At 64.7% G+C, this 15,032-nt stretch carries 9 protein-coding genes; 7 read left to right on the top strand and 2 right to left on the bottom strand.

Features of this window, described 5'->3' with window-relative positions; all coding sequences use genetic code 11:
• Positions 1-143 precede the first annotated feature (143 nt).
• The gene (locus V6M89_RS15850) at positions 144-1,139 is read right to left on the bottom strand and encodes a LacI family DNA-binding transcriptional regulator (protein ID WP_332854060.1); all 996 of its coding nucleotides are present in this window, start codon (positions 1,137-1,139) and stop codon (positions 144-146) included.
• 157 nt (positions 1,140-1,296) lie between these two features.
• Here V6M89_RS15850 and V6M89_RS15855 point away from each other — a divergent pair, with 157 nt between their 5' ends.
• The 4 genes from V6M89_RS15855 to V6M89_RS15870 all read left to right on the top strand — a co-directional run bounded on the left by V6M89_RS15855 (position 1,297) and on the right by V6M89_RS15870 (position 9,522).
• Positions 1,297-2,118, top strand: coding sequence for an NAD-dependent epimerase/dehydratase family protein (locus tag V6M89_RS15855; protein WP_332854061.1), 822 nt, complete (start codon positions 1,297-1,299; stop codon positions 2,116-2,118).
• A gap of 19 nt (positions 2,119-2,137) precedes the next feature.
• Positions 2,138-4,324: a glycoside hydrolase family 88 protein gene (locus tag V6M89_RS15860; RefSeq protein ID WP_332854062.1), complete on the top strand. Its 2,187-nt coding sequence runs from the start codon at positions 2,138-2,140 to the stop codon at positions 4,322-4,324.
• A 94-nt stretch (positions 4,325-4,418) separates the two neighbouring features.
• Positions 4,419-6,824 carry a TonB-dependent receptor gene (locus V6M89_RS15865; RefSeq protein ID WP_332854063.1) on the top strand — a complete coding sequence of 802 codons (2,406 nt, stop codon included), beginning with the start codon at positions 4,419-4,421 and terminating at the stop codon, positions 6,822-6,824.
• A 136-nt stretch (positions 6,825-6,960) separates the two neighbouring features.
• Positions 6,961-9,522 (top strand): cation-translocating P-type ATPase, encoded by a 2,562-nt coding sequence (locus tag V6M89_RS15870; protein WP_332854064.1) that lies wholly within the window; start codon positions 6,961-6,963, stop codon positions 9,520-9,522.
• Here V6M89_RS15870 and V6M89_RS15875 read toward each other — a convergent pair.
• Positions 9,474-9,821: a hypothetical protein gene (locus V6M89_RS15875; RefSeq protein WP_332854065.1), complete on the bottom strand. Its 348-nt coding sequence runs from the start codon at positions 9,819-9,821 to the stop codon at positions 9,474-9,476. The two genes, V6M89_RS15870 and V6M89_RS15875, sit on opposite strands and share 49 nt — an antisense overlap.
• A 203-nt stretch (positions 9,822-10,024) precedes the next feature.
• Between V6M89_RS15875 and V6M89_RS15880 the strand changes: the two genes are divergently transcribed.
• From V6M89_RS15880 to recQ, 3 genes are all read left to right on the top strand, one after another.
• A complete protein-coding gene (locus V6M89_RS15880) occupies positions 10,025-12,142 on the top strand; it encodes a M36 family metallopeptidase (protein WP_332854066.1) in 2,118 nt (705 codons plus the stop codon).
• 178 nt (positions 12,143-12,320) lie between these two features.
• Positions 12,321-13,157 (top strand): undecaprenyl-diphosphate phosphatase, encoded by an 837-nt coding sequence (locus tag V6M89_RS15885; protein ID WP_332854067.1) that lies wholly within the window; start codon positions 12,321-12,323, stop codon positions 13,155-13,157.
• 40 nt (positions 13,158-13,197) lie between these two features.
• Positions 13,198-15,021 carry a DNA helicase RecQ gene (gene recQ / locus V6M89_RS15890; protein WP_332854068.1) on the top strand — a complete coding sequence of 608 codons (1,824 nt, stop codon included), beginning with the start codon at positions 13,198-13,200 and terminating at the stop codon, positions 15,019-15,021.
• The last annotated feature ends 11 nt before the right edge of the window (positions 15,022-15,032 follow it).

Genomic DNA, 15,032 nt, shown 5'->3' on the forward strand with positions numbered 1-15,032 from the left:
AAGCGTCATGTGAAAAAACCCGCGTCTTTCCCGCGAAAGCGGCGGTCCGCCGATGCGGAATCCATGCTGAGTTTGCTAATGACGCGTTCTATGGAGGGAATTCATGCAGTGCATGGATTCCCGCGTTCGCGGGAATGACGGCCTCAGGGCTGGCGGTTGGCGATGGAGCCGCGCAGTATCAACTGCGGCTCGATCATGCTGAATGCGGCGGCAGGCTTGCCTTCGATCTGGCCTATCAGCTGCTCCATCGCGGCGGCGCCCAATCGCTCGCTTTGCAGGTCGACGGTGGTCAGCGGCGGCGAGGTGTAGGCGCCGAACTGGATGTTGTCGAAGCCCGCCACCGAGATGTCCTCCGGCAGGCGGAAGCCCAGTGTTTGCGCGGCTTTCATGAAGCCCAGCGCCATCAGGTCGTTGTAGCAGATCAGCGCATCCGGATGGTCGGCGCCGAGCATGATGGCCGAGCACAGGCGCGCGCCTTCCGGCGCCGACGGCGCGCCGGCGTCATGCAGCTCCAGCGGCAGGCCGTGCGCCGACAGGCACTCGCGGATGGCGGCCAGACGCTCCTCGTCGCGCCTCGACTTGGAGAAGCCCAGGTAGGCGATCCTGCGGTGCCCTTGCGCCACCAGGTGCCGCGCCAGCATGCAGGCGCCGCGACGGTCGTCGCCCGCCACCCATGGAATATCGTGCTGCGCCAGGTGGCCGAAGAACACCATCGGCTTCCCCAGTTCCATCATCCACTCCATCTCCGATTCCGCTATGCGCGAGATGACGAACATGCCGTCCACGCGGCGGCTCAGCGCCTCCAGCAAGGGACGTTCGCGGTCCGGGTCTTCATCGGTATCGACCAGCAGCAGGGTATAGCCGTGCTCCTGCGCCACGCGGTTGGCGCCCTTGACCACACTGGCGAAGTGCGGATTGGCCAGGTCCAGCAACGACAGGCCGATGCTCTTGGTGCGACCGGTGATCATCGACGCCGCCAGCGGGTTGGAACGGTAGCCCAGGTCGGCGATGACCTGCGTGATGGTCGCTTCCACGCCCGCCGAAAAACGCTGCGCGCCGTTGACGAACTTGGACACGGTGGCGGTGGAAACGCCGGCGGCGGCGGCCACGTCGCGGATGGTGGGTACGGGTTTTTTCATCAATCCAGTCAATCGATTTCTATTTTAATGGGCCATCCACTTCGATCTTAGCACGGCAAATCCGCCACACACCATGCTCTCACTGACACGAAAGCGATTGACCACGAAAATAAAATCGATATACTTGCGATTAAACGTTTAACTACAAAACACAAAAATGACCAATACCTCTAGCGCAAAACCATTCAAACGCATCCTCCTGACCGGCGCCGGCGGCGGCCTGGGCACCATCCTGCGCGAGCGCGCCAAGGCCTGGGCCGACGTGGTGCGCCTGAACGACGTCAAGGACCTGGGCCCAGCGCGCGAAGGCGAGGAGATCGTCATCGGCGACCTGGGCGACCGTGACGGCGTGCTAAAAATGATGGAAGGCGTGGACGCCGTGCTGCACTTCGGCGGCATCTCGGTGGAAGACAAGTTCGAACCCATCATGAACGCCAACATCCTCGGCCTGCATCATCTGTACGAGGCGGTGCACAAGTGCGGCGTCAAGCGCGTGATCTACGCCAGCTCCAGCCACGTGGTGGGCTACTACGAAACCACGCAGCTGGTCGACGCCAGCATGCCGCTGCGTCCCGACGGTTTCTACGGCGTGTCGAAGGCCTTCGGCGAAGCGCTGTCGCGCTACTACTACGACCGCTTCGGCACCGAGACCGTGTGCCTGCGCATCGGCTCCTCCTTCCCGGAACCGAAGAACAGCCGTATGATGGTCACCTACCTGGCCTACGACGACCTGGTGGAACTGATCCGCTGCTCGCTGTTCACGCCGCGCGTCGGCCACACGATCACCTTCGGCACCTCGGACAATCCGACCAAGTGGTGGGACAACAAGCACGCCTCGCACCTGGGCTATGTGCCCAAGCACAGCTCCGGCCAGTTCGCCGGCAATTTCCCCGACAGCGCAGCCTATCCGGCCGCCGGCGATGCGCCGACCATCTACCAGGGAGGCCCGTTCGTCACCGCAGGACCCATGTACAAATAAAACTCAACGAGACACCTACATGAAACCAACGTATCTGCACGCCGCCGTGCTGGCCGCCTTCGTGGCCGCACTGCCCGCAACACCAGTATTCGCCGGCGAAGCACCGGCCACCGAAACGGCCGCGCCATCTGCCGCCATCAATCCGAAAGCGGTGTTGAACGCGATGGAGCGCGTGGCCGACTGGCAGCTGGCCAACCCCAGCAAGCACCGCACCGACGACTGGACGCAGGCGGTAGGCGATACCGGTTTCATGGCCTTGGTGGGTATCTCAGGCGACCGCAAATACCGCGACGCCATGATCGCCATCGGCGACAAAAACCAATGGGCGCTGGGCCCCAAGCACTACCACGCGGATGACCACATCATCGGCCAGACCTACGCCGAGCTGTATCTGCAATTGCGCGATCCGAAGATGATCGCCGCCATGCGCGCCAGCTTTGACGACATCCTAGCCAACCGCCGCAACGGCACGCTGGACTTCACCGTGCCGGGCAACCAGGACCGTTGGTCGTGGTGCGACGCGCTGTTCATGGGCCCTCCGACCTGGCTGCGCCTGTGGGCCATCACCGGCGACCAGCGCTACCTGGACTTCGCCGTCAGCGAATGGTGGGCGACGTCCGACTACCTGTACGACAAGGAAGCGCACCTCTACTTCCGCGACAGTAAATACTTCGACAAGCGTGAAGCCAATGGCCAGAAGGTCTACTGGGGACGCGGCAACGGCTGGGTGATGGGTGGCCTGGTGCGCATGCTGCAATACCTGCCGGCCAAGCACCCTGCCCGTCCGCGCTTCGAGCAGCAGTACAAGGAGATGTCGGCCAAGTTGTTGACGCTGCAGCAGCCGGACGGCCTGTGGCGCGCCAGCCTGCTGGACCCGGCCAGCTATCCGCTGAAGGAATCGAGCGGCTCGGCGCTGTATGCCTATGCCTTTGCCTGGGGCGTCAACCAAGGCCTGCTGGACGCCAGGACCTACAAGCCCGCCGTGCAGAAGGTGTGGAGCGCGCTGGTCGCCAACGTGCAGGCCGACGGCAAGCTGACCCACGTGCAGCCGATCGGCCAGGATCCCAAGTCGTTCGACAACGACGCCACCGAGGTCTATGGCGTCGGCGGCTTCCTGCTGGCCGGCAGCGAGGTGTATCGCATGGCGGTGCTGGACAAGGCCAGGCCGCAGACGGTCAGCGTGGCCAACGGCACCGACGGCCTGCGCGGCGATGAACTGGTGGAAGTCACCCCGGGCGTCAAGGCGCCGGTGGTGATGGATGCCGCGACGTCGGCGATCCTCAATTCCCAGGTGATAGGCAAGCAGTTGCTGTTCTCCGTGAACGTGCCGGCCGGCGATACGCGCCGCTACCTGGTGCTGCCGGCCGAACGCGTGGCCGCCGTACCGCCGGCCGATGTGAAGACGCATGCGCGCTTCGTACCGGAACGGCTGGACGACTTCGCGTGGGAAAGCGACCGCACCGTGCACCGTGTCTATGGTCCGGCCATCATCAAGGATCCGAAGGAACACCTGATCAGCAGCGGCGTGGACGTGTGGGTCAAGCGCGTGCGCTACCCGGTGGTGGACAAGTGGTACCAGAACGGCGCCTATCACAAGGATGCCGGCGAAGGCCTGGACTACTACCACGTGGGCCAGAACCGCGGCTGCGGCGGCACCACCATCTATACCGGCAATGCACTGCATAACTCCTCCAACTACCAGAGCTGGAAGGTGCTGGCCGACGGTCCGCTGCGCTCCGTGTTCGAACTCAGTTTCGGCAAATGGGACGCGGGCAACGGCCGCATGGTCTCCGAGGTGAAGCGCTTCTCGATCGACGCCGGATCCAACATGACCCGCGTCGAAAGCCGCTACAGCGCCGGCGGCAAAGGCCCGCTGACAGTAGGCGTGGGCATCGTGCAGCGCGACGGACAGGGCGAATACGTGACAGACGCCGCCGGCGGCTGGGCCAGTTACTGGGAACCGCAACACGGCGACGACGGCATCATCGGCTGCGGCGTGATCCTGCCGGCCGGCGCCAGCGGCTACGCCGTCACCGACGGCCAGCAACTGACGCTGGGCATGGCCCAAGCGGGCAAGCCTTTCGTCTACTACTTCGGCGCGGGGTGGAACAAGAGCGGCGATTTCGCCGACGGCGCGGCATGGCAAGCCTACGTGCGCAACTACGCGCAGAAGCTGAAGGCGCCACTGAAGGTCAGTACCAAGTAAGCGCACCACCGCCGGCAGTCCATGAGATTGCCGGCGTATTTTTTGACCATAAGTGGAAGCGATTCCACAAAGCACTTAATAAACTGGAGACCTCATGAAACCTGCCATCCCTGCGCTGCGGCCCATCACGGCCGCAGTCGCACTTGCCCTACCCTTGCTCGGCCTCAGCGCCGCCTCCGCCCAACAAGCCACCCCGGCCGACAGCGGCAAGCTCGAATCGGTGGTCGTCACCGCCAACAAGCGCGCCCAGAACCTGCAGGACGTACCGGCCTCGATCACCGTGCTGGGCGACGCCGTGCTGCAACGCTCCAACGTACGCGACCTGGAAGACATCCCGTCGCTGTCGCCGGCGCTGACGCTGTCCTACGGCAGCCAGCCGGGCAACTTCAGCATCAATATGCGCGGCATCGGCACCTTCTCGCTGGGCATCGGCGTCGAGGCCGACGTCTCGGTGATCGTCGACGATATCCCGCAGGGCATGCAGGCCGGCGCCTTCAAGGACCTGGCCGACGTCTACCGCATCGAAGTGCTGAAGGGACCGCAGTCCACCTTGTTCGGCAAGAGCTCGATCGCCGGCGCGCTCAACATCACCACCAAGCCGATCGGCGGCCCGATCAAGACCACCGTCAGCACCTACCTGACCGACGACCATGAATGGCGGGCCGGCTTCAGCGTCGGCGGCGCCGTGTCGGACACGCTGCGCATGCGCCTGGCCGCCAGCAAGACCAGCTACCAGGGCACGCTCAACGACCTGAGCACCGGCGGCCACCTGAACGGCAGCAAGGGCGACAACCTCAGCGGCAAACTGGAGTGGAACCCGCTCGACCAGCTGACCGTCACGCTGACGCCGCACTACAACCGCACCGAGAAGTTCTGCTGCTCCAACGCCTACAGCTATATGTCGCCGGGCGGCATCTACCGCAACGCGCCGCAGTTGCCGGCCTCGCTGGTATTGAACGGCATCACCATCGGCCCCGGCAACCGCGACGTGCGCAACGATTACCCGACCGGCGGCAAGTTCCACGACATCGGCACCGGCGTCAAGCTGGACTGGGCCTTCGACCCCAACGGTCCGCTGGCAGGCCACACGCTGAGCTCGATCTCGTCCTACGGCCGCTATCACATGGACGACTACCAGGACAACGACAACACCGACATCGACATCCTGCCCTTCCTGTTGCTGCCCAACGGCCAGCCAACCGGCATGCACGGCGGCCTGTTCCAGTACGGTTCGTTCGACGTCCACTCGACCACGCAGGAACTGCGCCTGACCTCGCCGGACAAGGGCGCGGTGCGCTACGTCGCCGGCCTGTGGTACGGCAAGAACTGGCTGAACCGCGAGCTGACCAAGGCGCCGCTGATCCAGGCCTACGGCACCTCCTACGGTGCCGACGCCTGGAACATCAGCAAGGCCATCTACGGCCAGGGTTCGTGGGACTTCGTGCCGAACACCAGCCTGATCCTGGGCGGCCGCTACAACGACGAAGACACCGGCTACAACTTCCGCCGCTACACGGTGCCGCCGCAAGTGCACGCGCTGACCGAGTACTACCACAAGGAAGACAACGACAAGAGCTTCACCGGCAAGCTGGGCCTGGAGCACCGCCTCAACCAGGACAGCATGGTCTACGCCATGGCTTCGACCGGCCACAAGGGCGTGGCCTACGACCTGACGTCCGGCTTCACGGCAGCCACCGCCAAGCTGCCGGCCGTCAAGCCGGAAACCGCGAAGAGTTACGAGATCGGCCTCAAGCAAAGCCTGCTCGACAACCGTGCGATGCTCAGCATGGCGCTGTTCCGCACCAACTTCTCGAACTTCCAGCAATCGTCGAGCTTCTTCGACGCCGACGGCACTTATCGCACCGGCTTGAACAGCATCGGCGGCCTGCGCACGCAGGGCGTGGAAGCGGAAGGCAGCATCCGCATCACGCGCGAGCTGCAACTGAACGGCAGCTTCGCCTACACCGAGGCCACCATCCAGTCCTTCGAGAACGGCCCGTGCTACAACGTGCTCAACGCCACCGGCACCGGTACCGTGATCGGACCGGGCTGCGTGGTCAGCCCGAAGTACAACAACAGCAATGTGCAGAACCTGGCCGGCAAGACTCTGCCGAACGCGCCCAAGATCAAGATCAACCTGGGCGGGCAGTACGACCTGGTGCTGCCGTCGCAAAGTTACAACGGCTTTGTCGCAGCCACCACGCGCTACCAGAGCCGCACGCAGTTCTCGTTGAACCAGGATCCGATGACGATACAGGGTGCCTACAGCATCACCAACCTGAGCTTCGGCGTGAAGGACAAGCAGGACCGCTACAAGTTCACCTTCCTGGTCAACAACCTGTTCGACAAGCGCTATGCGGCCGGCCTGAACAACGGCTATGCCAACAGCAACTGGAGCAGCAAGGCGCCCAACACGCCGCTGGTGGTCAACACCACCGAGTGGCTGCCGCCGCGCGACTACCAGCGCTACTTCGGCGCCCGCCTCGACCTGACGTTCTAAAAGTTCATCTCCTCGCGACCCTGCCATCAGGTCGCTCTTTCGCCCTCCGTCCGCGCGGCTCCCCTGCGCAGACGGAGGGCTTTTTTTTTAAAGTGACTTAAGATAACGATATTCGTTCGGTAAGGCTTACCCTCCTATGGACACCACAGCAACGCAGCGGAACAACGAAGGCCTGACCGCCGGCCAGGTGGCGGAAAAGCTACGCGCCGGCGGCCCGAATGAACTTCCCACCTCGCGCCCGCAGAGCGCCTGGCGCCTGCTGCTGGACGTGGTTTCCGAGCCGATGTTCCTGCTGCTCGTCGCCTGCGGCGGCATTTACCTGCTGCTGGGCGACCGCAACGAAGCGCTGATGCTGCTGGCCTTTGTCGGCATCGTCATCGGCATGACGTACTTTCAGCAACGGCGCACGGAGCGCTCGCTGAACGCATTGCGCGACCTTTCCTCCCCGCGTGCCCTGGTGATACGCGACGGCAGGCAAGAGCGCGTCGCCGGCCGGGAACTGGTGGTCGGCGACCTGGTCCTGCTCGCTGAAGGCGATCGCGTTCCCGCCGATATCGACCTGCTCACCGCATCGAATCTGACCGTCGATGAATCCATGCTGACGGGAGAATCCGTGCCGGTGACCAAGCACGGCGCCGACGCGGTTGACGCCAGGGAAAGCCGCGTGTACTCCGGCACGTTGATCACGCAAGGAACGGCCAGCGGCCTGGTGATGGCCACCGGGCCGAACAGCGCGCTCGGCCGCATCGGCGCGGCGCTGGCCGCAACGGACAGCGAACTGACGCCGATCCAGCTGGAAACGCGACGCGTGGTCAAGACCGTCGCCACCGGCGGCTTGTGCCTGGCCGCCGGCCTGGCGTTGGCCTACTGGTGGCTGCGCGGCGATGCGCTGCAGGGCCTGCTGGCCGGACTGACCCTGGCCATGGCGATACTCCCCGAGGAATTGCCGGTCATCCTGACGCTGTTCCTCGGGCTGGGCGCATGGCGGCTGGGCCGCGAACAAGTCCTGGCGCGCAGCATTCCCGCGATCGAGCTGCTGGGGGCGACGACCATCCTGTGCGTCGACAAGACCGGCACGCTCACCGTCAACCGCATGGAAGTGGTCCAGCTGTGGTCGGAGCAGTCGGACTATGATTGCCAGGCGCCAGGCGCCCCTGCCTTGCAGGAGGAGCTGCACGGCTTGCTGGAATACGCCGTCCTGGCCAGCCACCGGCAGGCGTTCGATCCGATGGAATCCGCCATCGGCCAGGCCGGCGCCCGCCTGCTGGCAAACACCGAACACCTGCATTCGGACTGGGCGCTGATCGACGATTACCCGCTGTCGCGGCAGATGCTGGCGATGTCGCGCGTCTGGCAATCGCCGGACCGTTCGGAATACCTGATCGCCGCCAAGGGTGCTCCGGAGGCCATCATCGATCTATGTCATATGGAACCGGCGCGCGCGGCCAGCATTGAGGCGCAAGTCGCGGCGATGGCAAATGACGGCTTGCGCGTGATCGGCGTCGCCAGCGCCATCTTCCCGGCGGCCAGTCTGCCGGACAACCAGCATGTGTTCGATTTTGTCTTCCTCGGCCTGGTCGCGCTGCAAGACCCGTTGCGGCCGGAAGTTCCACAGGCGGTGGCGCAATGCCACGCGGCGGGCATGCGGGTGGTGATGATTACCGGCGACCATCCCGCCACCGCGCTGGCGATCGCGCGCCAGGCCGGCATCACCGGCGCGCAGGGCGGCCTGCTGTCGGGCGCCGACCTGGCGGCCATGGACGATGCGACGCTGCAGCTGCGGCTGAAGGACACCGACGTCTTTTGCCGCATCGCGCCGGAGCAGAAACTGCGCCTGGTGCAAGCGTTCCGCCACGGCGGCGAAGTGGTCGCCATGACCGGCGACGGCGTCAACGACGCGCCGGCGTTGAAGGCGGCCAGCATCGGCGTGGCGATGGGCGCGCGCGGCACCGACGTCGCGCGCGAGGCGGCGGCGCTGGTGCTGCTCAAGGACGACTTCTCCTCGCTGCTGCTGGCGGTCCGGCACGGACGCCGCCTGTTCACCAATCTGCGCAAGGCCATCGTGTTCATCGTCGCGGTGCACGTGCCCATCGTCGGCCTGTCCATCTTGCCGGTGCTGCTGGGCTGGCCGATGCTGCTGATGCCGGTGCATATACTGTTCCTGCAAATGGTGATCGACCCCGCCTGCTCCATCGTCTTCGAGGCCGAGCCCATCGAAGCGGGCGCCATGGCCAGCAAGCCGCGCCGGCCGGACATGCACCTGTTCGACCGCGAGATCCTGGCGCGCGGCCTGCTACAAGGGGGCGGCCTGCTGGCCATGCTGATCGGCTTCTACCTGGCCGTCAAATGGTCAGGCCAATCCGACGACATGGCGCGCACCACGACCTTCCTGACCTTGGTCTTGTCCAACCTGGGACTGATCCATGCCAATCGCAGCTGGTCGCAGCCGTCCTGGCAACGGCGGCCGGCGTCGGGCCGTTCGTTCGCCTGGATCAGCCTGGCGACCATGCTGTTGTTGACGGCGGTGCTGTGCCTGGACACCATCCGCGAGCTGTTCGCTTTTTCGCGGCCCGGCCCGGCATTGCTGCTGGCGTGCGGCCTGGCGACGGCGTCGAGCATCGCCTGGTTCGAATTGATCAAGCGCTGGTCTTATTCCGCCTTCACCGTCAGGCGCTTGATGGCGCGGTTCTTGCCGTAGGTGGCCGACACCAGCAACGCCTTGCCGCAGCGGGTGCGGTACAGATAGGTGCGCTCTTCGCCGTCGACCGTGCGTTGCAGCAGCTCCAGCGGCGGCGCGGCCTGGGCCGGACAGGCGCGCAGCAGCGACGCTCCTTCAGCGGCAGGCGCGGCCGCCGGATCAAGCGCCATGTTCGCCACGGCGGCGGCCACCTGCTGCGTCACCTCCGGCTCCACATCTTCTATCGGCTTGGGCGCCTGCGCCATCGCGCAGCCGGACGCCAGCATTACCGGCAAGAGCAGGGAAAACAACCTGTGCATAAGCTACCTTTGGTGGGTGATTTGGGGTCCATCTTAGCGCCGCACGCGGAGCGCCGCTATGTCTCATTTTTAACAGAATCCGAAAAACTGTCTAAAAACGCCCGATTTTACAAATGGCAAAAAGTCGTGGATATACTCGTTTGGCACCCACAAGGCTCGCATACCGAAACCAATAAACCAATACCTATAGGAGTTCATGCAGCATGCGCCAATTCGCCCGTCCCCTGATTGCATCCCTGATCGTCCTGGCCTACGCGGGTTCCGCGCACGCCGGCAGCTATTCCGTTGACAACCTGACGCTGTACTCGAGCACCACCGCCACCACGGCCGAAGACGCGCTGCGCCAGAACGCGGCCCAATTCGGCCTGCCGGCATCGCTGAACAACCTGGGACTGGTGAAGGTGCAGGAATCGCTCACAGGCAAGCACTACCACTATCAGCAGATGCTGCGCGGCCTGCCGGTGGACCGGGCCGAGATCGTCGTCTCCATCAGCAAGAACGGCCAGCTGCAAAAGATCTTCAACGAAACCCGCTACATCTCCGACAAGGTGGACGCCAGCGCCGTCAACCAGCTGTACAACCAGGCCCAGATCTCCGACGACCAGGCGCTGGACAAGGCCTGGACCAATATGAAGGTGCAGCACCCGCTGGTGACCGCGCCGTCCTCCGAACTGGTGTGGGTGACCACCAAGGATGGCGTGCAACTGGCGCGCAAGGTGCGCATCGAGGCGCAGATGCCGACCGGCGGCTTCGTGCAATACCTGAACGCGCATAACGGCGCCGTCATCGGCTCCTATTCCACCTCGCTGCCGCGGCGCGGCAAGCGCACGCTGGACGCCCGCGCCGAACTGGCCGGCCCGGTGCTGGACCGCCACGCCGCCACCAAGGCGGTCAGCGACAGCCAGGACGCGCATGGCCGCAAGCTGCAAGGCGGCGCCGTGGCGGCCGTCACGCCGTCGGGCATCAACGGTTCCGGCTACGCCTTCGATCCCGATCCGCGCACGGTGCTGAACACCGACGCGCTGACCGACACCTCGCCCGCCTCCGCCTTCGACGCCGCCTACTCGACCAAGACCCTGCGCGACCTGACCGTGACCGGCGGCGTCTACAAACTGAGCGGCCCGTTCGTCAACATCAAGAACATCGAATCCCCGGCCACGGCGCCCAGCACCACCAGCAACGGCGTGTGGACGGCCAAGCGCGGCAACAACGGCTTCGACGACACCAACGTCTACTTCCACCTGGACCAGAGCCAGCGCTACATCCAGTCGCTGGGCTTCACCGGCACCAAGTCCATCATCAACCGTCCGCTGGACGTCGACACCGACGGTGTCAACGGCGACGACAACTCGCACTACAGCGGCGGCGCCGCCGGTTCCGACTACCTGGCCTTCGGCCACGGCTGCGTGAACGACAGCGAAGACGCGGACGTGATCCTGCACGAATACGGCCATGGCATCCAGGCCAACATCAACAGCAGCTGGACCGGCGGCGACACCGGCGCCATGGGCGAAGGCTTCGGCGACTACTGGGCCGCGTCCTACTCCTACAGCACCCCGAACGGCAAGATCTACCACCCCGAGTGGGCATTCAGCTGGGACGGCCACGGCGCCTGCTGGGACGGCCGCATGCTGAACCGCACCGACGCCAAGTACAACGCCAGCAAGACCTACGCCGCGCACCAGGCGGTGACCGAAGGCGGCGTGAGCTTCCAGTCGGATGAATTGTGGTCGGCGCCGCTGTACCAGTCGATGGTGGCGCTGATCGCCGCCGGCAAGCCGCGCGCCAATATCGACCAGATCATCCTGGAAGCGCACTTCGGCCTGGGCAGCAACATCAAGATGCCGGCCATGGCCACCGCCATCGTCAACGCCGCCAAGACGCTGTTCCCGGCTGACCTGACCTACGCCAACACCTTCCAGGCCAAGTTCGAGGCGCAGAACATCCTGTCGTCGGTGGTCAGCGGCCCGACCATCAGCGAAGTGGAGAGCAACAACACCACCGCCACCGCGCAAGCGGTCAGCACCGCCGGCACCACCGTCAACGGCACCATGAGCGCCTCGTCGGACGTCGACTACTACAAGATCGTGCTGCCGTCCGGTAAAACGCTGGCGCTGACGCTGGCCCCGAACGCCAGCTCGGACTACGACCTGGAACTGTACAACAGCGCCGGCACCAAGGTCGCCTCCAGCACCAACGGCACCGGCGCGACCGACAGCCTGAGCTACGGCACCGCCGGCACGCTGTACGCCAAGGTGATCTACTACAGCGGCGGCACCGGCGCCACCAGCGGCAAGTACACGCTCAAGGCCAGCTGGTAAGCATCCGGCGGTCGAAATATCTTCCTTTCAACGCCCCGTTCCGGGGCGTTTTTTCGTTTGGCCGCCCAAAACCCCATTACGCTTGAGTGAGATTCAGAATAGCAGGCGGCGAACATGGTAAGCTTCGACCCCGGCGCTGTGACAGAGCCTCCCCTCCCACCAACTTATAACTTACTTCATGGATATCGTTCTCGCACTCAAAGCCCTGATCATGGGCCTGGTTGAAGGTTTCACGGAATTCCTGCCGATCTCGTCGACCGGCCATTTGATTCTGGCGGAACACCTGCTGGGCTTCCACGGCATGGAAGAAAAAATGAAAGTGTTCGAGATCGTCATCCAGGCGGGCGCCATCTTCGCCGTCTGCTGGGAGTACCGCGCGCGCATCGCCGCCGTGCTGACCGGCCTGGGCGACCCGAAACAGCAGCGTTTCGCTCTCAACGTGCTGATCGCCTTCCTGCCGGCCGCCGTGCTGGGCGTGCTGTTCAACAAGGCCATCAAGGCCAAGCTGTTCGCGCCGGTGCCGGTGGCGCTGGCCTTCATCGTCGGCGGCTTCGTCATCCTGTGGGTGGAAAAGCGCGAGAAAGACAATCCGGCCATGTCCCGCATTAATTCGGTGGACGACATCACGCCGATGGACGCCATCAAGATCGGCATCGCCCAGGCGTTCGCGCTGATCCCCGGCACCAGCCGCTCCGGCGCCACCATCATGGGCAGCATGATCTTCGGCCTGTCGCGCAAGGTGGCGACCGAGTTCTCGTTCTTCCTGGCGATTCCCACGCTGCTGGGCGCCACCGTGTATTCGCTGTACAAGGAGCGCGCGCTGCTGTCGACCACCGACCTGCCGCTGTTCTCGATCGGCACCGTGGCGGCCTTCGTGTCGGCCTTCCTGTGCGTGCGCTGGCTGCTGCGTTACATCAGCTCGCACACCTTCACCGCGTTCGCGTGGTATCGCATCGCCTTCGGCCTGATGGTGCTGGTCACCGGCTACACCGGCGCCATCGTCTGGGCCGATTAAACCTTAGTCGTAGTTTTGTTGTCGGAATCGAGTAGTAGAAATGGATCATCAGGAAAATAACGAGCGCGCCCTTCAGCTGCTGCAAACCGTGTTCGGCTACCCGGCCTTCCGCGGCCAGCAGGCGGAGATCGTCGGCCATGTCAGCGGTGGCGGCGACGCGCTGGTCCTGATGCCCACCGGCGGCGGCAAGTCGCTGTGCTACCAGATTCCCGCGCTGGTGCGCGACGGCGTCGGCGTGGTCATCTCGCCGCTGATCGCGCTGATGCAGGACCAGGTGGACGCGCTGGCCGAAGTCGGCGTGCGCGCCGCCTTCCTCAACTCCACCCAGACCTACGAGGAAGCCAACCGCATCGAGCGGCTGGTGCGCACCGGCGAGATCGACCTGGTCTACGTCGCGCCCGAACGGTTGATGACGGAGCGCTGCCTGAACCTGTTCCAGGCGTCGAAGATCGCGCTGTTCGCCATCGACGAGGCGCACTGCGTGTCGCAATGGGGGCATGACTTCCGGCCCGAGTACATCAAGCTGTCGGTGCTGCACGAGCAGTTCCCCAACGTGCCGCGCATCGCGCTGACCGCCACCGCCGACCAGCAGACCCGCGCCGAGATCGTCCACCGCCTGCAACTGGGCGACGCGATGCAGTTCGTGTCCTCGTTCGACCGCCCCAACATCCGCTACCAGATCGTCGAGAAGGCCAACGGCCGCAAGCAGCTGCTGGACTTCATCACCACCGAGCATGGCGGCGACTGCGGCATCGTCTACTGCCTGTCGCGCAAGAAGGTCGAGGAGACCGCCGAATTCCTCAACGAGAACGGCGTGCGGGCCATGGCCTACCACGCCGGCATGGACCACGCCAAGCGCTCGGCCAACCAGGCCAAGTTCCTGCGCGAAGAGAACATCGTCATGTGCGCCACCATCGCCTTCGGCATGGGCATCGACAAACCCAACGTGCGCTTCGTCTGCCACCTGGACCTGCCCAAGAGTATCGAGGGCTACTACCAGGAGACCGGCCGCGCCGGCCGCGACGGCGAGCCGTCCAGCGCCTGGATGGCCTACGGCTTGCAGGACGTGGTGCTGCAGCGGCGGATGATCGACGAATCGGAGGCCGACGAAACCTTCAAGCGCGTGCTGGGCACCAAGCTCGATGCGATGCTGGGCCTGTGCGAAACGCTGAGCTGCCGGCGCGTGCGCCTGCTGGATTATTTCGGCGAGCAGTCCGGCCCTTGCGGCAATTGCGACACCTGTTTGATCCCGCCGGTGTCGTTCGACGGCACGGTGCCGGTGCAGAAGTTGCTGTCGGCGGTGTACCGCGTCGACCAGCGCTTCGCGGCCGGGCATGTGATCGAAGTGCTGCGTGGCGTCGAGACGGACCGTATCAAGACCTGGCATCACGATTCGCTGTCGGTGTTCGGCATCGGCGCCGACCGCAGCGAGCAGGAATGGCGCGCCATCCTGCGCCAGGTGATCGCGTTGGGGCTGGTGACGGTCGACCATGAACAATACAGCTCGCTCAAGCTGACCGACGCCGCGCGTCCGGTGCTCAAGGGCGGGCAGAAGGTGCAGCTGCGCCAGTACCAGAAGCCGGTCAAGCAGAAGAGCGCGGGCCGCGCGTCCAAGGGTTACGTGGAGAGCGACCTGTCGCCGCGCGAGCAGGCCATCTTCGACAAGCTGCGCTGGTGGCGGGTGGAGACGGCGCGCGCGCACGACGTGGCGGCCTACATCATCTTCAACGACGCCACGCTGCGCGAGATCGCCAAGGCGCGTCCGACCACGCTGTCCGACCTGCGCGGCATTTCCGGCGTCGGCGAGAAGAAGCTGGCGTCGTATGGCGACGAGATCGTCGCCATGATCAGCGAGATGGAATAAGCCGGGCAAGC

The sequence above is a fragment of the Duganella sp. S19_KUP01_CR8 genome (assembly GCF_036688705.1).
GTDB lineage: Bacteria > Pseudomonadota > Gammaproteobacteria > Burkholderiales > Burkholderiaceae_D > Rugamonas.

Excerpts from the sequence above, each read along its gene's own strand:
- V6M89_RS15850 (WP_332854060.1), bottom strand. The coding sequence starts at position 1,139 with ATGAAAAAACCCGTACCCACCATCCGCGACGTGGCCGCCGCCGCCGGC.
- V6M89_RS15855 (WP_332854061.1), top strand. The coding sequence starts at position 1,297 with ATGACCAATACCTCTAGCGCAAAACCATTCAAACGCATCCTCCTGACC.
- V6M89_RS15860 (WP_332854062.1), top strand. The coding sequence starts at position 2,138 with ATGAAACCAACGTATCTGCACGCCGCCGTGCTGGCCGCCTTCGTGGCC.
- V6M89_RS15865 (WP_332854063.1), top strand. The coding sequence starts at position 4,419 with ATGAAACCTGCCATCCCTGCGCTGCGGCCCATCACGGCCGCAGTCGCA.
- V6M89_RS15870 (WP_332854064.1), top strand. The coding sequence starts at position 6,961 with ATGGACACCACAGCAACGCAGCGGAACAACGAAGGCCTGACCGCCGGC.
- V6M89_RS15875 (WP_332854065.1), bottom strand. The coding sequence starts at position 9,821 with ATGCACAGGTTGTTTTCCCTGCTCTTGCCGGTAATGCTGGCGTCCGGC.
- V6M89_RS15880 (WP_332854066.1), top strand. The coding sequence starts at position 10,025 with ATGCGCCAATTCGCCCGTCCCCTGATTGCATCCCTGATCGTCCTGGCC.
- V6M89_RS15885 (WP_332854067.1), top strand. The coding sequence starts at position 12,321 with ATGGATATCGTTCTCGCACTCAAAGCCCTGATCATGGGCCTGGTTGAA.
- recQ (WP_332854068.1), top strand. The coding sequence starts at position 13,198 with ATGGATCATCAGGAAAATAACGAGCGCGCCCTTCAGCTGCTGCAAACC.